Annotated in this window: 16 protein-coding genes; 6 read left to right on the top strand and 10 right to left on the bottom strand. The window is 54.2% G+C overall.

What is annotated here, in order from left to right; all coding sequences use genetic code 11:
* Positions 1–109: 109 nt before the first annotated feature.
* Positions 110–4,072, top strand: coding sequence for an ATP-dependent RNA helicase HrpA (hrpA, locus tag K1V27_RS02525; RefSeq protein WP_309573994.1), 3,963 nt, complete (start codon positions 110–112; stop codon positions 4,070–4,072).
* Positions 4,033–4,917 (top strand): NUDIX hydrolase, encoded by an 885-nt coding sequence (locus K1V27_RS02520; RefSeq protein ID WP_258927942.1) that lies wholly within the window; start codon positions 4,033–4,035, stop codon positions 4,915–4,917. Before hrpA ends, K1V27_RS02520 begins: the two co-directional genes overlap by 40 nt.
* A gap of 135 nt (positions 4,918–5,052) precedes the next feature.
* Here K1V27_RS02520 and K1V27_RS02515 read toward each other — a convergent pair whose 3' ends face one another.
* From K1V27_RS02515 to K1V27_RS02500, 4 genes are all read right to left on the bottom strand, one after another.
* Positions 5,053–5,652 (bottom strand): hypothetical protein, encoded by a 600-nt coding sequence (locus K1V27_RS02515; RefSeq protein ID WP_258927941.1) that lies wholly within the window; start codon positions 5,650–5,652, stop codon positions 5,053–5,055.
* A 37-nt stretch (positions 5,653–5,689) separates the two neighbouring features.
* A complete protein-coding gene (locus tag K1V27_RS02510) occupies positions 5,690–6,364 on the bottom strand; it encodes a CBS domain-containing protein (protein ID WP_258927940.1) in 675 nt (224 codons plus the stop codon).
* A 211-nt stretch (positions 6,365–6,575) separates the two neighbouring features.
* Positions 6,576–7,598: a rod shape-determining protein gene (locus tag K1V27_RS02505; RefSeq protein ID WP_258927939.1), complete on the bottom strand. Its 1,023-nt coding sequence runs from the start codon at positions 7,596–7,598 to the stop codon at positions 6,576–6,578.
* 198 nt (positions 7,599–7,796) lie between these two features.
* Complete coding sequence (locus tag K1V27_RS02500; protein ID WP_258927938.1) at positions 7,797–9,230, bottom strand: GAF domain-containing protein; 1,434 nt, start codon at positions 9,228–9,230, stop codon at positions 7,797–7,799.
* A 149-nt stretch (positions 9,231–9,379) separates the two neighbouring features.
* Between K1V27_RS02500 and mutL the strand changes: the two genes are divergently transcribed.
* The 3 genes from mutL (at position 9,380) to K1V27_RS02485 (ending at position 14,930) form a co-directional block, all read left to right on the top strand.
* Complete coding sequence (gene mutL, locus K1V27_RS02495; protein WP_258927937.1) at positions 9,380–11,182, top strand: DNA mismatch repair endonuclease MutL; 1,803 nt, start codon at positions 9,380–9,382, stop codon at positions 11,180–11,182.
* 97 nt (positions 11,183–11,279) lie between these two features.
* Complete coding sequence (miaA, locus tag K1V27_RS02490; RefSeq protein ID WP_258927936.1) at positions 11,280–12,302, top strand: tRNA (adenosine(37)-N6)-dimethylallyltransferase MiaA; 1,023 nt, start codon at positions 11,280–11,282, stop codon at positions 12,300–12,302.
* Positions 12,303–12,620: 318 nt separating this feature from the next.
* Positions 12,621–14,930 carry a dynamin family protein gene (locus tag K1V27_RS02485; protein WP_258927935.1) on the top strand — a complete coding sequence of 770 codons (2,310 nt, stop codon included), beginning with the start codon at positions 12,621–12,623 and terminating at the stop codon, positions 14,928–14,930.
* 19 nt (positions 14,931–14,949) lie between these two features.
* On the opposite strand, the gene nspC is transcribed toward K1V27_RS02485, so the two are convergent.
* The 6 genes from nspC to speD all read right to left on the bottom strand — a co-directional run bounded on the left by nspC (position 14,950) and on the right by speD (position 19,993).
* Positions 14,950–16,089, bottom strand: coding sequence for a carboxynorspermidine decarboxylase (gene nspC, locus K1V27_RS02480; protein WP_258927934.1), 1,140 nt, complete (start codon positions 16,087–16,089; stop codon positions 14,950–14,952).
* Position 16,090: 1 nt separating this feature from the next.
* Positions 16,091–17,269: a saccharopine dehydrogenase family protein gene (locus K1V27_RS02475; protein WP_353740502.1), complete on the bottom strand. Its 1,179-nt coding sequence runs from the start codon at positions 17,267–17,269 to the stop codon at positions 16,091–16,093.
* A gap of 10 nt (positions 17,270–17,279) precedes the next feature.
* Positions 17,280–18,278: an RluA family pseudouridine synthase gene (locus K1V27_RS02470; protein ID WP_258927933.1), complete on the bottom strand. Its 999-nt coding sequence runs from the start codon at positions 18,276–18,278 to the stop codon at positions 17,280–17,282.
* Positions 18,244–18,609 carry an FmdB family zinc ribbon protein gene (locus K1V27_RS02465; protein ID WP_258927932.1) on the bottom strand — a complete coding sequence of 122 codons (366 nt, stop codon included), beginning with the start codon at positions 18,607–18,609 and terminating at the stop codon, positions 18,244–18,246. Before K1V27_RS02465 ends, K1V27_RS02470 begins: the two co-directional genes overlap by 35 nt.
* 83 nt (positions 18,610–18,692) lie before the next feature.
* Entirely contained in the window at positions 18,693–19,616 is a 924-nt protein-coding gene (locus K1V27_RS02460; RefSeq protein ID WP_258927931.1) for a spermine/spermidine synthase domain-containing protein, read from the bottom strand.
* Positions 19,613–19,993 carry an adenosylmethionine decarboxylase gene (speD, locus tag K1V27_RS02455; RefSeq protein ID WP_258927930.1) on the bottom strand — a complete coding sequence of 127 codons (381 nt, stop codon included), beginning with the start codon at positions 19,991–19,993 and terminating at the stop codon, positions 19,613–19,615. Before speD ends, K1V27_RS02460 begins: the two co-directional genes overlap by 4 nt.
* A gap of 347 nt (positions 19,994–20,340) precedes the next feature.
* Here speD and K1V27_RS02450 point away from each other — a divergent pair, with 347 nt between their 5' ends.
* The gene (locus tag K1V27_RS02450) at positions 20,341–21,903 is read left to right on the top strand and encodes a 2-isopropylmalate synthase (protein WP_258927929.1); all 1,563 of its coding nucleotides are present in this window, start codon (positions 20,341–20,343) and stop codon (positions 21,901–21,903) included.
* The last annotated feature ends 32 nt before the right edge of the window (positions 21,904–21,935 follow it).

The following is a 21,935-nucleotide window of genomic DNA, read 5'->3' as shown; positions in this document are numbered from 1 at the left end:
GGGGGCCGTATTGATCCGGCAGGAGGCGGCCACGGCATTCGCGGATAAGCCCTGGTCGCTCAAGAGGGGAAAAGAAGAGAAGGGACCGCTTTGAGGACAACGCAGAGAAATCAGCTTTGAAGCATTTATGAATTCGATCAGTTCAGACAATCAGGACGCTGGATCCAGCGGCGACCAAACCCCTCCATTCATACTGAAATACCCACCGGAACTGCCCATTACAGAAAAAAGGGAAGAGGTTGTCAGAGCCATAGCCGCCCATCAGGTATTGGTGATTACCGGAGAAACCGGGTCCGGCAAGAGCACTCAAATCCCCAAGATGTGCCTTGAGGCCGGCCGCGGCCAGGGCAGAAAGATCGGGTGTACGCAGCCGCGCCGCATTGCGGCGGTCACTCTCGCCAAACGCATTGCTGAAGAATTGGGCAGCGACAGATCGAACTGGGTGGGATACAAAATCCGCTTTCAAGATCGCACCAGTCGTGCCACTCGCATAAAATTGATGACCGACGGCATCCTCCTGGCGGAGGCTCAGTCCGATCGCCTGTTCCGATCCTATGACACGTTGATCATCGATGAAGCGCATGAACGCAGCCTAAACATTGATTTCCTGCTCGGCATGGTGCAGAAGATCATTCCCAGACGGCCCGATTTGAAAGTAATCATAACCTCTGCGACCATCGATCCGGAAAAGTTTTCTCGTGCCTTCAACGACGCTCCCATCATTGAGGTATCGGGGCGTACCTATCCGGTTGAAGTCTGGTACCGACCCATGGAAAGCAGCGAAGAAGCTGAAAGTGATGTGACCTATATCGATCAGGCGGTCGCTGTGCTGGATCTCCTGAAAAAGCGCAGAAATGAGGGAGCGCGCGGCGATGTTCTCATTTTTATGCCGACTGAAAGTGATATTCGCGAGACGGTCCAGCGACTGGAGGAGAAACGTTATTTCAACACGCTGGTCATGCCTCTTTTCGGGCGCATGGCGGCAGCCGACCAGCAGCGGATTTTTCGGACAACCAGTGAAGACAAAATCATCGTTGCCACCAATGTTGCCGAAACCTCCATCACCATCCCTGGTATCAGGTACGTTATCGACAGTGGGTTGGCGCGCATATCCCAGTACAATGCGCGTTCGAGGACACAGGGGCTGCCCATCGTGCGCATCTCCCGGGCCAGTGCTGATCAGCGCAAAGGGCGGTGTGGCCGGGTCCGGGCCGGCATCTGCATTCGCCTCTATTCCGAGGACGATTATCAGGCGCGCCCGTTATTTACGCCTCCGGAAATTCAGCGCTCGAACCTGGCGGAAGTCATCCTGCGAATGCTCTATTTGCGGCTCGGCAACATCAAAGATTTTCCGTTTTTGGACCCACCCTCGCCCAGCGCCATCAAGGATGGTTTTGCTGTGCTGAAAGAATTGATTGCGGTGGATGAACATCGCAAACTCACTCCCATGGGACGCACCATGGCCAGACTTCCGCTGGATCCACGCTTATCCAGGATGCTGCTGCAGGCAAAAAAGGAAGACTCCCTTGCAGAGTTGACGATCCTCACTGCCGCTTTGAGCATTCAGGACCCGCGGGAGCGGCCCCTCGAGCTGGAGACGCAGGCGGATCAGGCACATGCCGGGTTTCGGGATCGCAACTCCGATTTCATCGCACTGTTGAAGATATGGCAGGGGTATGAACAAAGATTGTATGGTGAGCAGGCGGACGGGGGAGAACTGTTTAAGGATGCGGCAAAGGCAAAGGGCAAGGGGGCCAAACGGGCTGCGGAATCTTTTGCAGGCCGCGCCGGCCAGGCCCAGATGCGCAAATTTTGCCGGGAAAACTTTTTGTCCTACCGCAGAATGCGGGAATGGCGAGACATCTACCAGGAGGTCAAGGAAATCCTCAAGGGACTGGCAACGACCAGAATGAATCGCGCACCCGCAAGTTATGAAGCCATCCACCGGGCGCTGGTCAGCGGCTACCTCAGCCACATCGGTCTGCGCAAAGAAAAAAATATCTATCTGTCGGCAAAAAACCGGCAAGTCATGCTTTTCCCCGGTTCAGGGTTGTTTAACAAGGGCGGCAGTTGGATTGTCGCCTCCGAATTGGTGCAGACTTCGCGCCTGTTTGCACGCACGGTTGCCAACATCCAGCCCGGGTGGCTGGAGGAGTTGGGCCGGCATCTATGCCGCTGTTCCTATTCTGAGCCCCACTGGGAAAAGAAGCGGGGGCAGGTGGTGGCGTATGAAAAAGTGACCCTCTACGGACTGCCGATCGTGGAGAGGCGCGCCGTCAATTTCGCTCGTATCAACCCGGTGGAAGCTCGAAAAATCTTTATTCAATCAGCCCTGGTGGAGGGCGAGATCGCCGGCAGGTACGGATTTCTGGAGCACAACAAACAATTGATCGAAAAACTCGAGGAACTCGAGAACAAAATGCGCCGCAGGGAGCTTCTGGTCGATGATGCGGTTGTCTATGATTTTTATGACAAACGCCTGCCCTCCCCTGGCCGGCCCACTTCGGGCGATCCCGATGTGCCTGTCATTGCCGACCTGCGTACCTTCAATAAGTTCATCAAACAGCAGGACAATGACGATTTTTTGCGCATGCAGGAAGCGGATCTGCTGCGCTCCGAACCGGACTTTGGTGCTTTGCGGGACTACCCCGGCAGACTCAAGGCCAATGATTTGGAGCTCCCCCTCAAGTACGTTTTTGCTCCGGGAGAAGAGCACGACGGCGTCACCGCCACCGTTCCCATTCACGCCCTGAGATCCCTCCAGCAGAAACCTCTGGATTGGCTGGTTCCGGGAATGCTGCTGGAAAAAATCACCCTGCTTCTCAAGTCCCTTCCGAAAGCCTACCGCCGGCGTCTTGTCCCCGTGGCGGAAACCGCACATCAGATCCTGGGATGTTTGAACTACGGCCAGGGGGACTTCTATGCGGAGCTGAGCCGCTGCCTGATGGAGGTGAAGAATGTCGAAGTGCCTCACGGTCATTGGAGCGAGGACGAACTGCCGCAGCATCTTCGCCTGCGCCTTGAGGTGATCGCGCCTGACGGTGCAGTGATAGCTGCCGGACGCGAGCTGAACGAGCTCAAGGGATTGAGTGGCATCAGATTCAATGACGACTTATTTGAGAAGGCTTGCAGGCTCTTCGAGCAAAGCGGCTCCACCGGTGCCGATTTGGTTGAATTGGAGGCAAGGATAGAACTGGGAACCGATGCTTGCGGCATCACGCGATTTGCCTATCCAGGACTCGTTGCCGAAAACGAGCGGGCTGCCGTGCGCTTATTCAAAGACCCTGCAGCGGCCAGGGCGGCATCCTATGGTGGCTTGAAGCTGCTTTATCAGCTGAATTTTCAGACGGAGCTCAGGCAATTGAAAAAAGACTGGACCTATCCGGAGGAAATGGCGCTGCAACTCGCATTTATCGGCAGCACCGCGAGAGCCAATGAGTTGTTACTGGATTATTTGCTGAATGAACTGTTTGCCATAAGGCAAACGCATTTCACCTACGGCTGGCCGGAGCGCCGCCAGTTTCTGGAAAACGTTGCTGCGCTGAAGGGAAAGCTGGCCCCGTTGGGACGTCAGATGCTGGCTGAGGTTTTGGCGGCAGTGGAGGAAAGGGAGCGGGCGAGAACCAGCCTGCAGCGCTTCGAGCGAATGGCCAGGGGTAATGCCGGCATCCTGCAACGCATCCAAATCCTCACTAACGAGCTAAATATGCTTGTGCCTTCCACTTTTCCAAGGCAATATAGACGCTTTGAAATTCAGCAGCTGCCGCGCTATCTTAAAGCGTTGCAAATCAGGGCGGAAAGAGCCTATGCGGCGCCGGAGAAGGACCGCGCAAAAGAGGAGCAACTTGTCCCCTATCTGGAAAATTTTGCAGAGCTGAGAAAAGCGGTTGCACAAAAGCCAACTCAGGATGACCTGGAGTTTCTAGCGGATTTCAGGTGGTTACTGGAAGAGTTTAGAATCAGTCTTTTCGCTCCCGAAGTGAAGACGAGAATGCGAATTTCTGGCAAGCGCCTTGAAGAAAAATACCGAGAATGGTTGATTTGGCGGGGGAAAAGCACAACAGAGCAATAGATCATTGGCTGGGTGATCCATCGGCTTTGGAAACACGAATTCTTCAAGTGATTTGGGAAAGACTGCGACAGGAGCCGAAGTCACTGCCCAATCCATCTCAGGAAGCCGTGTTGTCCAGCGTGATGTTCTTATTGGCGCAGCTCGAGGTCGAGGCGGGTGCGCCTCGAGAAGTCTGCCTTGTCCTTAACAAGAGATCCAAAGAGGTAAAACAATCCGGTGACTTGTGCTGCCCCGGGGGGACGGTGGAAACACAGCTGGATCCCTGCCTGGCCAGACTGCTGTCGCTCCCCCGCTCACCTCTCACCCGCTGGCCGTTTTGGTCGCGTTATCGATCTGCCCATCCGCACCAGGCCAGGCTGCTGGCTTTACTGTTGGCCGCCGCTCTGCGCGAGAGCTGGGAGGAAATGCGTTTGAATCCCCTGGGTATCCGATTCCTGGGACCGCTCCCGTCACAGCGGTTGCTTCTATTCAAACGGATTATCTATCCAATGATCGGGTGGATTCGAAGGCAGAGACAATTTGTGCCGAGCTGGGAAGTGGAAAAGATTGTGGCCATTCCCCTGCGTTCTCTGCTAAATCCATGGAATTACGCAAACTATCGTCTGCATGTGCCGCCCGAGGTGGAAAAGAAGATCAATCGCGGTGTCCAGGACATGCCGTGTTTTCTCTACAGGCTCCATGGTCACAGCGAAATTCTCTGGGGGGCTACCTACCGCATCGTGACGCAATTTTTGCACCTCATATTCGCTTTCAAACCGCCCGATATCGAGACTTTACCGGTTGTCTTGGGTATCATGGAAGAAAATTACCTGAGTAGCCGTTATCCCGGAGAGGTGTGCTCTTAATCCAAACTTGGTTGTGCCCTGTCGCTGGAGGGACTCGGCGGCTACAGCCCATAAACGGTTTTGCGCCGGCCTCAAGTCCTCGGCGGAAAGGCGCGTCATGCGCCTGGAGAGCAACAGCAGGCGGGGGTGAACCGATCAGGGCGCGAAGTTCTCGGGCACATAGAAGACATAATTGTGAGCAATGAGATCAAACTGCTTGTTGGTCTCAGCTTCGATTGCGGTGAACAGTTCCTTGAGGGTCTCACAATTGGCGATATGGTGGAAGAACAGGTTTGGATTGCGCAAATCCGGTTGGAGCGGAAGCAGGAAATGCCTTACATTCCCGCGCCACACAACGTTGAGGCTGTCTCGTTCATCAAGTATTTTCTGATAGAAGCGCCGCAAAAGGTCTGTCCTCAAAATGGCCGAAGGGGCGTTGGTCACGCATTCCATCAGACCCGCCAGAAGATAAACCCGGCGCATCATTGCTTCATCGCCGCGGTAACGAAAAAGCCCCAGGATAGTGTAATGATAACCGTTCTCGAGGCTCACATGGTTGGGTACATAGCCGATATGTTGATGACCGGGGAAGCTGAAAGCCTGTTTCCTGTGATCTTCAAAACGGGCGGATTCACTGCGGGTGCACATCATGGCGTAGCCCCCATGCCAGTCTCCGCGCCGGAACTCCAGCGGCGCTGCTGTTATGAGATTGTCTTTGCCGCTGATGCGCTCGGATAAATGGATAATGTCGGCCATGGTGTTGTGCCTGACTTTCGATGGAATGAAAAGCCCGCTAGTCTCTAGGCATAAAGGGCGTCAGATCTTCCACATACTCAGAGATGACTTTAAACCCTCCTTGCTGTAAAGTTTCAATGGCTTTTTCATAGACGCCCGCATTGGTGCGCAGCAAAATCTGCCAGATGCCTTTGTAACCCACCAAAGGCACCGTCATAATGCTTCTTATGTTGATGTCGGCCTGCTGCATCAGCTGCCCAACTTGTGCGAGGACTCCCATGCGATCGCGGACCAGTAAAGAAAAACGTTTGGTGTCATCGCTCAAACCCAGGGCCATCAGCAACACGTCCATCAGGTCCGTGGTGGTGATGATGCCGACCAGTTTGCCATTCTTGAGTACGGGAAGTGCTCCTATCTTGTGATCGAGGATGATGCGCGCAGCCCGCTCTATAGTCATATCCGGTGTGGCGGTAATCACGTTCTTGGTCATGACGTTGGCGATCACAAGCTTTTGCAGCACATAAGTCAGTTCATAGACGCTTAGGGTTGTTGCCGATGAAGCCCAGGCTTCTTTCAAGTCGCGATCGGTGACTATGCCCAGCAGGCCCGCTTTGCCGTCAGTCACCGGCAAATGCGAGATGCGGTGTTCGTCCATCATTTCACGGGCTTTAAAAACGGAAGTCTCCGGCGTTGCGGTAAGCAGGTGGGTCTTCATTTTCCAGCCGACATACATGGTTTCCTCCAACTTCTCATTTTCGCCCGGAATCCTTATTTCCAGGCAATGATGGATTGATAAGATAGGCACCAGCTCAATTGATCAGATCATCAACTGGATGGGGATCCGCTTTGTTTTGGACGGTCTACTTGCAGAAGCAACAGACTGGAGGTGCCGTTCCACCGAAGTTATGGGACGGTATTCCTGCGTCAACGGCCTAAGAAGGCCCTCAGTTGATAAAGACCTGGCGATAAAAATCCGTGTGTTCGATCACCGCGCCCGCTCCTCGCACAATGGCCGTGAGCGGTTCATCCGACACATTGACTTTAAGGCGCGTCATCTGATTGAGGAGCTGATCCAGACCATTCAGCAGTGCGCCGCCTCCAGCCAGCCAGAAACCCTTCTCATGAATATCGGCGGCGAGATCGGGCGGGGTTTTTTCGAGCGCCCGCTTGACGGATTCTACAATGGCCATGACGGGTTCCTTGATAGCTTCGCGGATCTCTTCATCGGTTATTTTAAAGGTCTTGGGAATACCGCTCAAGATCTCCTTGCCCGTAATATCCATAGAAAGCGGCTGATCCGGGGGTACGGCGGTGCCAATTTGCATTTTGATTTTTTCCGCCAGCACCTCACTGATGATCATCTGACGTTCCCGCTGCATGTAACGCAAGATGGCTTCGTTGGCTTCATCGCCGGCCACCCTGACGGATTCGCTGTAGGCAATGGCGAACATGGAAATGACCGCCACCTCGGTCGTCCCGCCTCCAATGTCGACCACCATATTGCCGTAGGGCTGGTCTATGGGAAGACCCGTGCCGATGGCGGCGGCCATGGGTTCTTCGATCAGATGAATATGGCGGGCCCCAGCCTGTTCGGCGGCTTCAATGACCGCTCTTTTTTCTACCGCCGTGATTCCGGTGGGTACCGCCACAACCAGTTTTGGTCGCACCAGCTGCCGCCTCTTGAGCACCTTGTTGAGAAAATACTTGATCATCACGCTGGTGACTTCAAAGTCAGCGATTACCCCATCCTTCAAAGGCCGGATGGTCACCACGCGCTGACCGTGTCGCCCTATGATGTTTCTGGCATCCTGCCCGACGGCGATCACCTCATGGGTATCTTGATTGATGGCTACTACAGATGGTTCATTCAAGACCACGCCCTTGCCCCGCAAGTATATGAGGGTATTGGCGGTTCCCAAATCCATAGCCAGATCTTTGGAAAAATAACTAAAAAGTCTATCGAGCATGCGCAACCCTTCTCCTCTGCAGTTCCATCAAACGATTTTCAATGGCCGCCAAGTGTAGCGATAATGATTTCATGGGTCAATTCTTTTGTTGATTGACGCCGCCAACCGACAGCCGCATGAGACGAGCTTGCAAGACCTCATGCCGAACATAAATAATCTTGTGATTCCAACTGATTATGCAGTCACGAAGGGGCGCCGTCAGCTGGTTGACCGAAATGCTTGAAACAGGCGTTGATACACCAGGGTCCAAAGTTCTTCGCAGCTGGTCACATCTTGCGGAAAACTGGCCGTACTCAAGTACGGCTGGATCGTGGCCAGCTTTGACCCGCCGGGAGCAAACTGCTGGCCGGCAGCCATCAACGTCTTAAGAATTTGGTTTATTTCCTGTGGCGACAATTCCGTGAGCAATATGCCATAACGGTTCTCTGCTACCTGGCCGACAAATACATGGGATGGAGCCGCTCGATAAAAATTTTCGGCGATTTGCTGCTGCCATTTTCGAATGCGCTTCGGGGGAACTCGGGTGTGCAGGATTTGCCAGGGTTCCAGTTGCAGCAGAGCCAAGGTGCAGGGCACGCTTTTTTGCATGGATGCAACCAGTGTTTCTTCCACTTTTGCTTCGAATGCCAGGTTGTTCAAAAGGCCCGTTGAAAGATCGTAGGTCTGCACGTGTGCGTACTCTTCCTTGAAATAAGATTGCTCCAGAAGCAGGTGCACATAGTACAATATGTGGGAAATGGCATGGCGATCTTCAGCGCTCCATTCCATGACATCGCGAGCGAGGAATGCCAGCACTACCGAATGCCCCAGGGTGGATGCTGCCGGCAGGCCCCACAGCGTGCCGTGGTGGGGGAGGCTTTCCCGCGAACTCAGTAGGTAATGTTCGGGGGAGTCTGAGTTGAGTCTTGGAATGAACAGGGGTTTCTGGTTCCGGAAAATCCATCCGATCAGGCCTTGCTTGATGTCGAATTTCTGATGGAAATAAGCTTGGGGAATGTTCGGGGTCGCGGTGAACAAGTGGTATTTTGATCCGGAGGCGTCTTTTAAGGCCATGAGTCCATACTCGGTACCCAAAAACTGGGCGCACTCATGAACCAGTGTATGACAATAATCCTGGAAGGTGCCGCCGGTGTAGTTGACGTAATCCAGGCGCCGAAAAAGCTGCCAGATGCGGTCGAAGGTCATTTGCCGCAGCGCCGAATCCTGCTGCCTGACCAGTTCATGCAGTAATTCGGCAATCTCTTTTATCCATTTCTGCTGTTTTGTGTTGAATCCCCAGCTGTACTTGGTGTCTACGTAAAGCACCCCGTCCCCGTGTCCGACCGGTTGAATCAAAAGACCCTTGATGTGGGACTCGCCTTCGCGATAAAAAGGAAGGGTAGAAGAGAGTGCCATTGTTATTTCATGCATCTTATCCAGATGGATTGCCTGACCTGCTTTATGAACCTGCGATAGAATACCGCTCTGCTCCATGGGAAGTGTGAGATTTTCGCCGAGATGGCGGCTCAAAGATTGTGCTGCGACCAGATGAAAACTACGTTGTTTGGCATTGGCAAGAAAGAAGGCGGTAGTGTGGGCTTCCAATATGTTACTGAGCAGATCTACAAGCGGCTGGAAAGGATTCGGATGCATCTGTGTTTCTCATTTCTACCAGCGCTGGTCTGGTATGATAAGTTGCCTGGATTGGGCGTGGGTTACAAGAATGCATACTGTAAGACTCCCGGTCTGTCAATAGAGTAGAATTCTTGATCAGGTCGCGGAAAACCGGAGTGCAATAGAATATGGCGAAAATTGCAATTCTGTCCGATACCCTGTGCAACCAGATAGCCGCCGGTGAGGTTGTTGAGAGGCCCGCCGCGGTGGTCAAAGAGCTGGTGGAAAACAGCATCGACGCGGACAGCAAAAAGATATCCGTCAATCTGATCCAAGGCGGGCGTAAAGAACTGCGCGTAGCGGACAACGGATCGGGGATGAGTCCGGACGATGCGCTCATGGCTTTGGAACGGCACGCCACCAGCAAACTGAGAAGCCTGGACGACCTGCAGTCGGTACAGTCTTTGGGTTTCCGCGGAGAGGCACTTCCCAGCATCGCTGCGGTAAGCCGCTTTGAATTGACTACCAGGGAACCGGAAGCCGTTTCCGGGGCATTCATTCGGGTGGAAGGAGGGGTATTGAAGGATGTGCGGGAAACGGGCTGTTCGGCGGGAACCCTGGTGACGGTTCGCGATCTGTTTTATAATGTGCCCGTGCGCCGCAAATTCCTGCGCTCGGTGGAAACCGAAATGGCCAATATTGCCGACCAATTTGTGCGGTTGTGTCTGGCCCATCCGCACATCCATTTTCAGCTCTCCCATCAAGATCGCATGCTGTACAATTTCCCCCGGGACAAGAACCACGAGGACAGGATTCTTCAATATTTGGGTGCCGACTCTGCGCGCGATCTGAGGGCCTTTGATTGTGCAAGTCCGCCGTACGAAATTCACGGTTTTGCCGGATCTCCAGAAGTGCAGCGGTCCAACAGCAAATCCCTCTTTGTTTATGTCAACGGCCGCCCCATCTGGGATCGATTGATGAATCAGTCCATTATGAGAGCCTACGACACGTTAATACCCAGGGGGAAATTCCCGCTGGTCGTATTGTTCCTAAAATTGCCTGCCACCCTGGTCGATGTCAACGTGCATCCGACCAAAAGAGAGATTCGTTTTCGCCGACCCGGCGAGATCATGCAACTGGTACAAACCGGCATCAGAAAGGTGTTGGAGGGGGCTCGAACGGGTCATGCCCGTCACCTCGGTCTGCCCCTCCCGAACGCCCCTGGGAATGGACTGCAGAGTCCCTCGCAGGTGATCCGGGAAAGACAAATCAGCTTGACCGATTCCACGGCGCCGTGGGCGGGCCCGGCGGCTGCGGCGCCGCGTCAGATGGGATTTCCTGCAGAGCCTACGGGGGAGATAGCATGGGATGGTCCTGCCGAACAGGGGATGACCAGTGCGCCGCCCGCCCGCATATGTTTTTCGAAACTGCTTGTGCTGGGCCAGTTGGCCAATGCCTACATCCTTTTGGAAGCACCGGACGGGTTGGTCATGGTTGACCAGCATGCCGCCCATGAGAGAATTCTGTATGATAAACTTTCCGTCGGGAACCTGGGTGAATCCGGCACACAGCGCCTGACCAGATCCGTTGTACTGGAGCTTTTTCCCAGAGAAGCGGCCATGCTGCGACGGTGGATGAACAAACTGAGCCAGGTGGGTTTCGAAATTGAACCCTTTGGGCCCCACAGCTTTATTATACAGGCGGTTCCGGACATCTTTAGAGGGCAGTCGCCGGAAGTTTTATTGCGGGAAATGTTGGAGCAGGCGGAAGAAGAACAACCCGGTCCCGACTGGGACGTCTGCAGCGGTTTGGCCAAAAGCGCCGCCTGCCACGGGGCGGTCAGAGCCGGGCAAAGGCTTCACAAGGAAGAGATCCGACAGTTGCTGGAAGATTTGGACGGTACGCTCATTTCCGCCACCTGTCCCCATGGAAGGCCTGTCTGGCACAAGTTCACCCACGCTGAAATCGCCCGTATCTTTAACCGGACTTAACCGGCGACCTTTGTGCTTGTTCTGGTCCGCGCTGACATTAAACCCGGAAGCTTTCGCACAGTATTAATGGAAGGCCTTGTAGCGATAGAAGGAATGAATGCCTGAAAAGATCACAAGAAATTCAAATTGTGTTCCCTTCTCGACAAAAATGATCCCTGCGGAGTTGCCCTTGCCGGTCGAAAATTACCTCATCCTGCTGTCGGGTCCAACGGCTGTCGGGAAAACCGCCCTTTCCCTGGATCTTGCCGAACGGCTTCAAACTGAAATCATCAATGCCGATTCCATGCAGGTCTACCGCCACATGGACATCGGTACGGCCAAGCCCGGAGTTGGGGAAAGGAAGCGCATTCGGCATCATCTGCTGGATATTGTGGATCCGGATGAATCCTTTGACGCCGCGCGTTATCTGGAGGCGGCAAGCGCGCCCCTCGAAAACCTCCATCAGGCCAATCGAGTTCCTCTGGTGGTGGGCGGAACGGGGCTTTACATGAAGGTCCTGATACGCGGCCTTTGCCAGGCAGCCCCCACCGATGTGAATGTCCGTCGGCAGCTGCTGAGGGAATTGCACGAATATGGCCTGCCGGTGCTGTACGAGGAACTGGGCGAGGTTGATCCTCTGCTTGCCGCAAAAATACATGCCAACGACCGGCAGCGCATTGTGCGTGCCCTGGAAGTTTTCCGGATGACCGGCAGGCCCCTGTCCCACTGGCAGCAGCAGCACCGTTTCCAGGTGAGACGTCACCAAACCGTCAAAATATTTCTTTATCGAGACCGTGCGGAGATCTACCGAAGGATTGACCGGCGCGTCCATGAAATGATGGACAAGGGCTTTCTTGGAGAGGTCGAGAAGCTGATGGGAATGGGTTATGGAGCAGAGCTCAAGGCCATGCAATCCCTGGGATATAAACAGTTGTGCCGGTACCTGCTTGGACAGCTTTCCCTGGAGGAAGCGGTCGGCCGCATACAAAGAGACACACGACGTTACGCCAAACGGCAGATGACCTGGTTCCGTGGCGATCCTGAATTCGTCTGGATTCATGCTGAGGACTTGGAAAAGGTCATGGATTGTGTTGCGAGCGGTATTCGGGGCGGTTCTTCTCTGTCATCCCGAGTTTCCTAACTTTCCTTGATTTTTTCTCTAATTTCTGGATAAGTAGCACCTGTCTATTCGAAAGGTTCATCCGCCTTGTCATAGGCCGCTCGGGAAAACAGGGTGCCCGATCGCGCCCAATGGATGCGGATCCGGCCTTACCGGGCTTGACGCGGCCGAAGCGCTCCGCTGCCGGTGAACACAGACGGCAGCGTTTCTCGAGTCCCAGAGGAAATAAGGAAAATCGACACATCTCGGTTCCGTTCTCGGTTTGGCAACTCGGCAGGTGCTGCGGCACCATTCGAATGGGATTGGATTATCTGCGGTTGACGATGATGATGGAGAATCATGAGCGAATATCTTCAATTCAAAAGGAAAATTGAACAACGACTGGAAATTCTGGAAGAATCCATTCAGGAACTGGAACAACTCAAACTGGTCGACCAATCCAGTGCTTCCCGCTGGCGTGAGCATTTGCTCCAGGTGAAAAGTTCGCTCGAGGATTCCTTGCTGCGCATGGCCGTTGTCGGGTCGGTCAAATCGGGCAAAAGTACATTGATCAACGCCCTGGCGGGCAAAGACCTGTTGAAGAGGGGGGCGGGTATTATCACCGCATTCATCACGCGCATTCTTACCAATGGGGAGGTGAGCGGATGGGTTGAACTGAAATCCTGGTCGCAAATTGCCGATGAAATGAACCATGCCATTCGCATGCTGCCGATTTCCCAAGAAGAGCTGAGTGAGGGGGAGCTTGTCGATGTGCGTTCGTCCGAAGATCGCCAACGTCTGAAAAAATGGCTTGCCAAAACTCAGAGAGAATGGCAGCAGACCAGCGGCGGGCAGCTTGATCCCAATTTCATTCTGCTCAATGCGTACCTGGAAGGATATAAACGACTGCACACAAATGTTGGAGACAGCGTCAATCGTCTCATTTTTGACAGGGATTCCCTTTCACAGCATCAGAACTATGTGGGGCAAGAAGGGCAGGCCGTCTATATTCGTGACATGGAATTACATTATCCGGTGCCCTGGCTCGGCGACAAAATCGAAGTGGCCGACTGCCAAGGCAGCGATTCACCCAACCCCCTCCATCTGGCCCTCCTGCAGCAGTACCTGCTGAAATGCCACTTCATTCTCTATGTGATCAGTAGTCGCACCGGGCTGCGTGAGGCTGATTTCAAACTTCTGGATTTCATCAAAACGTTACGCATGTTCCCACAGACCCTGTTCATCGTCAACGCCGACCTGGATGTGCACAGCGAGGCAGAGGACCTGGAGGAGCTCACCGAGCGGGTGCGCACCGAGCTCAGTTGGATTGTACCCAATCCCCGCCTCTATGCTTTTTCGGCTCTCTATCATCTCATTGAAGCGCTTGAAGGAGCGGCTCCAGAGCGGGACCAGCGACGACTTGCAATGTGGCGCGAGGATCGCGCGCTGATTGCTCGAACAGAAGCCGGTTATGCCCGTTTTCGAGACGAAGTGGCCCAGCGCATCTCCGGCCAGAGGACGCGAGTGCTCCTGGGCAGCGGCCTCAGCAGGCTCACCATGGTGGCGGGGGGCATAAACGACACCACCCGGGTGCACAAACGATTCATGGACCACGACCTGGGCAGCCTCAAGCAGTCCAGCAAACATCTCAAGAGCAAACAGAAAGCTTTGCAGAGCACGCTGGGTACTCTGGAAAATGCCATAGCCGGGCTCAGGGAATCGCTCCGCAGGGAGATGGATAATGCGGTGGGCAGCTATTTTGATCTGACGTATGGGCCGGTTATCAAAGAGACTCTGGAGGTAGTCGAGCACTATCCTGTCGATTCTCAGTACCAAAAGGATTTGTCCGACTACCGTCAGCTGCTCCGCCAGCTGCACCGTTTCTACCTGGAATTCAGACAGTCTTTATCGCGCTACCTGATTGAAAAAGTCAACCTGAGCGTGATCGAATTTGCCAAGGAGCAGGAAGAGTTTTTGCAGGATCGCCTCAGACACTCATCGCGCGCGTTTTGGTCCCTGTTTACGACAGCTCTCGAGGATTACCGCAAGGAGCTCAACAAATACAACATCGAACTCCGGGTGATAGGGGTTGCGCAAGAGGGGGGCTGGTCAACCATGGAGAAAACAACCCCGCCTTCGTTCAGTGCTTTCGTCGACAACCAGGTGGTCGGTCGTGGCACGCTTCTCATGAAGTTTGGGCTGGGCAGGCTGACTCGCTTCCTCAATCAGCTGAAGGGAAAAATCGGCCGGCGTAAGACTCCTGCAGAAGGTGAATCCCAACAGAGCCAGAGCTTTCAGGAGGCTGTCGGTTTGGTAAAAGCGGAAACCAAGTCCGAGCTGATCTACAATTTCAGGGATTACCGGCAAAATTTTAAGTACGGCTACCTGTACAAAATCCTGGATGAAGGAACCGGCCAACTGCTGGAGGAGTTTAAAAGCCGTGCGGAAATGGCGCAGCTGGATTTCGCCAATCTTCTCAAACAAAGCGAAGTGGAAGGGGAAGAGCGTCGACGGATGCTCGAGGCTCTCGATCGGATCGGCCAAATGAGCGAAGCGATGGTCGAGGAGCTCGATGGCTTCAGGTGTGCAGTCACTCTGGATTGGTCAGCGCAAGACGAAAACAGCGGAGCGGCTCCGACACAAGTGCCGGGATCAGCCGGTGTTTGTTGATGGCGATCGCGGCGCGGATTCACGAGAGCCTGTTGCGATAATCTTCATAGCTGAAAGTGCGGATGACGCAGAGAGGTTTTCCGTGTTCCTGAATGGCAATGGCCGGCAATCGCACACCGTTAAAGGTGTTATTCTTGACCATGGTGTAGTGAGCCATGTCGAGCAGCACCAGCTTGGAGCCTACCTCGAGGGGCTGGGCGAATGAATAATCCCCAATCACATCTCCAGCCAGGCAAGTGAGACCTCCCAGCCGGTAGGTGAAGGGTAACTCGCCGGCTTTGCCCGCCCCTGGAATTTCAGGTCGATAAGGCACTTCCAATACATCGGGCATATGGGCCGCCGCCGAAGTGTCCAGTATGGCGATGGCCATTTCGTTATGAACGATGTCCAGAACCGAGGTCACCAGAAAACCGGTGTTCAATGCGATGGCTTCACCCGGTTCCAGAAAGACCTCCAGCGGATAGCGACTCTTGAAGTCGCAGATGAGGCGACATAATAGATCAATGTCGTAGTCTTTTCTGGTGATATGGTGTCCGCCTCCAAAGTTCACCCAGCGCATGCCCTGCAAAAAGCGCCCGAATTTTGCCTCAAATACCGCCAGCGTCCTCTCCAGGGAATCGGCATTCAGTTCGCACAGATTGTGAAAGTGCAGCCCGCTGATGCCGTCCAGCCGGTCCGCATCGAAATGCTTCAGCGTTACTCCCAACCGGGAAAACCGCGCACACGGGTCATAGATGGACGGCTTGGTTTCGGAATGTTCGGGATTCACTCGGATGCCGAACGAAACCGTTGCGTTTGCCGTGGACAGGTAAGGTCGAAAGCGCTCCACCTGGGTAAACGAATTGAACACGATATGGTCGGCGTAGGTGAGCAGCTCCGCGAACTCCTCCGGTTTGTAGGCCGGCGAGAACACGTGAACCTGTTTGGCGAATTCTTCATGTCCCAGACGCGCCTCATCCAGCGAACTGGCAGCGACTCCATGAAGGTATCTGCGGATGAGGGGAAAGACGCTGAACATGGCAAAACCTTTGAGGGCCATAAGAATCTTGCAGCCGCAGTTGCGCTGCACCCGGTCCAACACCTCGAGGTTGCGCTGCAGAGCGTCTTTATCGACGATGTAGCAGGGTGTCCGGATGTCTGCAATGTTGTTGATGGTCATTTCACGCCAAAAATTTTTCCGTCCAGGGAAGGCCGTATTGGGGCAGTTTCTCCATAAAGGGAGCAGGATCGAATTCTTCGACGTTGAACACCCCTGCGCCTCGCCAGGTCCTCTGCAGCATGAGCATTGCTCCGATCATGGCGGGGACTCCCGTGGTGTAAGCTATGGCCTGAGCCTTCACTTCTTTGTACGCTGCGGCATGATCACAGATGTTGTAGATGTAATATTTTCTTTCCCGGCCGTCTTGTACGCCTGTGATCATGCAGCCGATGCAAGTCTTGCCTGTGTAATTTTCCCCGAGGGATGAAGGTTCGGGCAAAAGCGCTTTGAGGAACTGCAAAGGGATAATTTCACATCCCTTGTAATGCACCGGATCAATGCGCGTCATGCCAACATTCTGCAGCACCCTGAGATGGGTCAAGTATTCTTGGGAGAAGGTCATCCAGAAACGGATTCGCTTGATACCGGGAATATTTCTTACCAGAGATTCCAGTTCTTCGTGGTACATGAGGTACATTTCGCGCGGTCCGATTTGCGGAAAATCAAAGCTCTTATGTATCGCAAGAGGGTCTGTTTCTATCCATTTCCCATTTTCATAATACCTGCCTCGGGCGGTCACTTCGCGGATGTTGATTTCGGGATTGAAGTTGGTGGCGAAGGGATGGCCATGTTCTCCGGCATTGCAGTCCATGATGTCGATGGTGTGGATCTCATCGAAGTGATGTTTGAGTGCGTGGGCGCAGAAAATGTTGGTTACACCCGGATCAAACCCGCAGCCCAGGAGCGCCATCAGACCCTTTTGCCGGAACCGTTCTTGATAATCCCACTGCCACTTGTAGCAAAATCTGGCCTCGTCGGGTGGTTCGTAATTGGCGGTGTCCAGATAGTCGACCGCGGTTTCCAGGCAGGCATCCATGATGGAGAGATCCTGGTAGGGGAGAGCCACATTGATGATCAGTCGGGGCTGAACGTTTCGTATTAAATCAATCAATTCCGATGTGTTATCCGCATCCACCCGGGCTGTTTCTATGGGTCTTGCCAGTTGAGCGCGAATCTTTTGGCATTTTTCCAACGTTCGACTGGCCAGCACAATTTCCGAAAAGACTTCCGGCACCTGCGCGCACTTGTGCGCCACAACTCCGCCGACACCACCTGCACCGATGATCATCACCTTGCTCAAAGTAGACTCCTTATGGAAAAGTAGACCCGCAAGTATTAAAACATAACGCTGGGGCGTTACAGGGGGAGATAGCCAACTCGTGTGGCTCCGGCCAGCCCGCCGGGACGGGGGCGGTCAAGACCAGCGGCTGGTCTGTCGCAGGATGGAGCAGGCTCAGTCGATACGCATGCAGGAGGAGCCTTTGTGCCGATGCCGTCCCGTAGAGGCGATCCCCGATTACAGGGTGGCCACTGGAGGCAAGGTGCAGCCGGATTTGATGCGTACGTCCGGTTCTCGGCCGGGCCCAAATGAAGGAGCGGTCTTCCCTGCGCAAGAGCACCTTAAACCAGGTTTCTGCGCTCTTGCCCTGTCCCTGCGGGCAAGTCCTGTAGCTGCCGGCCTTGCGCCCGATGTCTTCCCGGGCAATCCATTCATCGCGTTTCGGGTGTCCTTCCGCCCAGGCCAAGTAGTCCTTGGCGATGTTGTGATGCTTGAAGGCATTACCGAGCTTACGGTTCACCGATTGATCGACGGCAAACAGCATCACCCCGCTGGTGTCGCGGTCGAGCCGGTGATGCAGTGCCAGATAGGGTCTTGCGCTCTTTTCTGCAAGGAACCGGTGGAGTGCGGCAAAGAGATTGTTATAGGCATCTGAGGGAGTTTGCTGGCTGGGTATGCCCGTTTCCTTGTCATAGGCAAGCAGTTGCCGGTCGTGGTACAGAATGCGCCGGCCATCGACTTCGTACCAGCGGTGAATGCCATCTTGCGGCCAGAAAACCTTAACCTGTTCCCCGCCGTTCAGCTTTCTCCCGGGATCACGTTCCGCCCGGCCATCGATCTGCACGGAGCCAAAGTCAATCAAGTCACACGATACATCGACGGAGATATGGAGTTGTGCGGCAACGGATTCACCCAGGGAAAAGCCCTTGTGGCCTGCCTCCACCTGCCAACCCAAACGCGACAGTCCATCGCATGCGGTTGTCCCTGCAAGCTTGTCAAATGTCTTCGTCGGCAACGCCGTCGCCCTCATGGGATGCTCCTCGGGCTTCCTCTTCCATGGCTTCTTCGACCATTGCGTCTACATCTTCATCAAAATCTTCTCCCATTTCCTGTCCCATGGTCTTCATCCAGCGCGCCATGCTCTTGGGGTCGTTTTCATCCAACCCGCCGAGACGCATCGGATCGGCCAAACGTTCCAGGCGGGTTTCCTCCGAGAGGCGCACGCGCACTCTCGAGGGAATCCGCTGAATCTGTTCACTGCTGCAATGGCGGCAGGTCGAAGGGACTGCTTCGGAGACTCGAAAGGTGATGAATTCATTTTTCCTGCCGCATTTCCTGCAACGGTATTCATAGATTGGCATGGTGACACCTCGCTAATGACTAAGAATCACATGCATCCAACATGCTTGGAATCGACCTGGCGGGATTTATCAGAGAATGCCGTTCAAGTGATATCACCGGCCAGGATGAAACAGTTCTCGTCAGTCAAAACCTGATCATGGCTTATATAGGCTTGATTAAGGTAGGGAGGCAAGTCAAACATTCCCCGCGCCATTTGCGGGGATAAATAACGCAGCGGCAAATCGGCCCGCTCAACCCGCCGGGCAAAACCGGCTGCGGACCAGCCGGGGTCCAGGGTCGCCAGAATGTGTGCGTCCGGGCGGTGAAAGCTGTGGATTGTGTAGGGATAGGGCCGCACCAATGGGAAAACGGCTCTCAGGGTGTTCACCATACGAGCGTGTAACGCCACATCCTGCGGGCTGATCCCTTCACCCTGGATGGTTATCGCTCCACGGGGGGTGAGTCGGCTCCTGAGCAGCGTGTAGAATTCGCACGTAAACAGCAAAACCGCCGGCCCGCCCTCCAGCGGATCGCTCAAATCAACGACGATACTATTGAAGGTTTCCGAGCACTCCTGCATGTAGCTTCGGGCATCGGCGGTGATGAGCTCAAGCCGCGGATCCTCATAACTTCCCTGGTGCCAGCTGGGTAGATGCCGTTTGCAGATTTCGATGAGCTGGTCATCGATATCCACCATGACCACCCGCTCAATACCGGGATGACGGAAAACTTCTCTGAGCGTAGCTCCCTCAGCTCCTCCAATCACCAGTACCGACCTGGGGTGGGGGTGGCTGAACAACGCTGGATGGACCAGCATTTCGTGGTAAATGAACTCATCCCGTTCCGAAGATTGGCCGACCCCATCCAGGAAGAGCATGCGCCCGTGCATCTTCGTGTCTACAATGTCGATCCGTTGGAAGCGGGAATGCCCACTGTAGATCACTCTTTCACACAGATAGGAAACCGCCAGACCGCCCTGGACCGGTTCCCGAAACCACAAGTAGCTGGGCGATGTATCGACGCTCAAGGCTTGTGCCTCAATTCCTGCGCGGGAACGTCAAGAGTTCCACGCTTGATCTCCATCACTGACATATTTTGCGCCTGAAATCTCTCCTTCATGAATTGCAGCGATTCATCCGGATCGATCTGTTCCCCACAGGTAAAAATATCCAGTGCGCAATAACCGTATTCGGGCCATGTATGGATGGTAAAGTGGGATTCGGCAATCACGACGACCCCGCTGACGCCGTGCGGGGAAAAATGATGGAAAACGGGTTGGACAATGGTGGCTTTCGAAAGCTCAACGGCCTCGATTAGAATCTTTTCCACCTGAACCAGGTTGTTCAAAAGCTCAGAAGAGCACCCATAGAGTTCAACGATCAGGTGTTTTCCTAATGATTTCATTTTATTCTCTACATCCTCACGTCATGCTGATACCTTCACTTGGGGTTATTAAATGAAAAAACCTCCTATTCATGGGGGGAAGCGGTTCGCTTCGCCCGAAAATGCCATAAATGGAGGCAGCCGCAGCAGAGGAATAATACAGAAATAGGAGAAAAATGCAACTAAAAAATCAAATGACCATGGAGATGGTGAAAAAAGTTGACAAGACACCTCCGCTCTTGCAACTATCGCTTATTGAAACAAAAGAGCAAGGACGAACTGCAAGCGGCTTTTTGTGGGTAATCGGGTAATGTTACGAGTCTCTAGGGACTGATGCTCATTGTTCATGTTGAGGCAAGGAGGAATCGATGGGGCACATACAGATATTTGAAACAACGCTTCGCGACGGCATAAAATCACCTGGGACCATTCTCACCGTGGAAGAGAAAGTGCGACTTGCCAAGCAGCTTGCCCGGTTGGGGGTTGATGTGCTGGAGATTGGATTTCCGGCGGCCTCGGAAGAGCAGTATGGAGCCGTGGAGCGCATTGCCCGGGAAGTGCGCGGACCGGTGATGGCTGTCCTTGCGCGTGCCACCAATCCACGGGATTTCGAGATTGCCGCCAGGGCGTTTAAAGATGCTGAACGGAAGAGAATCCACACTTTTGTGCCCGTATCCCGGCAGTACCGCGAACATTTCCTGAAAAAGAGTGCCGAGGAGGCACTGGAGCTGGCTGTCTCGGCTATCAAAATGGCCAAGGATATCACTTCGGATGTGGAATTTTCCTTGGTGGACGTCTTCCGCGGAGCGCCTGAGGAGGTGATACCGCTGGTTAAGGCGGCGATTCAGAGCGGAGCTACAAGCATCAACCTGGCCGATACGGTAGGCTATACGACTCCCGCCGATATCCATCAGTTGTTCGGGAAACTGAAGGAAGAAACAGGCGGGTCCGATAAGGTGACCTTCAGCATCCATTGCCATAACGATTTGGGACTTGCCGTGGCCAACTCACTGGCTGCAGTCATGGAGGGTGCGCGTCAGGTGCACTGTACGGTCAACGGAATCGGTGAACGGGCCGGGAACACAGCACTGGAAGAAATTGTCGCAGCCATCAACACGCGTGGTTCCAGCGCCGGTTGGTCGACTCAAATCCAGCTGAACCAAATCTATCCAACCAGCAGGCTGGTGAAACGGCTTACGGGGATCACCATGCAGCCGCATAAACCCATCGTCGGTGCCAATGCATTCATATGCGAAACGGCGGTGCCGCAACTGGCAGATGCCAAAGAAAAGCCGCCGTACCAAATCATGTCCGCAGAGATGCTCGGGATTTCCTCCACAGTGGACTTTTTGACCACGGACGCCGGCTTTGATGCATTCAAGACTCGCGTGGCCGAACTGGGCTTTGAACTGGACCAGGAGAGACTGCAGCAGTGCTACGAAGATTTTCAGGAGTTGGCGAACAAGAAAGAGATCGTGTTCGACGCCGACCTCGAGTTCCTGGTGGGCGCCAGAGCCGCGATGGAATCGGCCCGCTACAGGCTGCTCTATCTCAACGTTACCGCCGGCTCCATTTCCGTACCCAATGCCACGGTGCAACTGGAAGTGGATGGACTCATCGTGCAGGATGCCGGATTTGGACATGGCCCGGTGGATGCCGCCTTCAAGACCATCTGCAAGATGACCAATCGATTTCCCCGTCTGGTGCGCTATGAAGTCAACGCCGTTACTCCCGGGACCGACGCCCAGGGAGAAGTGACCCTGCGACTGGAAGAAAATGGTCAGTTGGTCAACGCTCGAGCGGCAGATACCGATATCGTCCTGGCCAGCGCAAAAGCTCTGATCGACGGATTGAACAAGCTCGAGAGTGTTCTCGATCAGCCGGTCATTTCGGAGTATACGGATGTGGAGAGTTGGATGCCGCGGCTGTAGGGACGTGCGACGGCTGGCTTGTTCCCGGTGAG

Origin of the sequence: Desulfoferrobacter suflitae, from assembly GCF_022603395.1 — a bacterium.
GTDB lineage: Bacteria > Desulfobacterota > Syntrophobacteria > Syntrophobacterales > Syntrophobacteraceae > Desulfoferrobacter > Desulfoferrobacter suflitae.
The sequence above is the reverse complement of the archived record's forward strand: the minus strand, read 5'-3'. Positions and strand labels throughout refer to the sequence as shown.

Coding starts and splice junctions, on each gene's coding strand:
- mutL (WP_258927937.1), top strand. CDS start 9,380: ATGGCGAAAATTGCAATTCTGTCCGATACCCTGTGCAACCAGATAGCC.
- K1V27_RS02500 (WP_258927938.1), bottom strand. CDS start 9,230: ATGCATCCGAATCCTTTCCAGCCGCTTGTAGATCTGCTCAGTAACATA.
- K1V27_RS02510 (WP_258927940.1), bottom strand. CDS start 6,364: ATGTATGTCGGCTGGAAAATGAAGACCCACCTGCTTACCGCAACGCCG.
- K1V27_RS02520 (WP_258927942.1), top strand. CDS start 4,033: ATGGTTGATTTGGCGGGGGAAAAGCACAACAGAGCAATAGATCATTGG.
- K1V27_RS02465 (WP_258927932.1), bottom strand. CDS start 18,609: ATGCCAATCTATGAATACCGTTGCAGGAAATGCGGCAGGAAAAATGAA.
- speD (WP_258927930.1), bottom strand. CDS start 19,993: ATGAAATCATTAGGAAAACACCTGATCGTTGAACTCTATGGGTGCTCT.
- K1V27_RS02505 (WP_258927939.1), bottom strand. CDS start 7,598: ATGCTCGATAGACTTTTTAGTTATTTTTCCAAAGATCTGGCTATGGAT.
- nspC (WP_258927934.1), bottom strand. CDS start 16,089: ATGACCATCAACAACATTGCAGACATCCGGACACCCTGCTACATCGTC.
- K1V27_RS02450 (WP_258927929.1), top strand. CDS start 20,341: ATGGGGCACATACAGATATTTGAAACAACGCTTCGCGACGGCATAAAA.
- K1V27_RS02515 (WP_258927941.1), bottom strand. CDS start 5,652: ATGGCCGACATTATCCATTTATCCGAGCGCATCAGCGGCAAAGACAAT.
- miaA (WP_258927936.1), top strand. CDS start 11,280: ATGCCTGAAAAGATCACAAGAAATTCAAATTGTGTTCCCTTCTCGACA.
- K1V27_RS02470 (WP_258927933.1), bottom strand. CDS start 18,278: ATGAGGGCGACGGCGTTGCCGACGAAGACATTTGACAAGCTTGCAGGG.
- K1V27_RS02485 (WP_258927935.1), top strand. CDS start 12,621: ATGAGCGAATATCTTCAATTCAAAAGGAAAATTGAACAACGACTGGAA.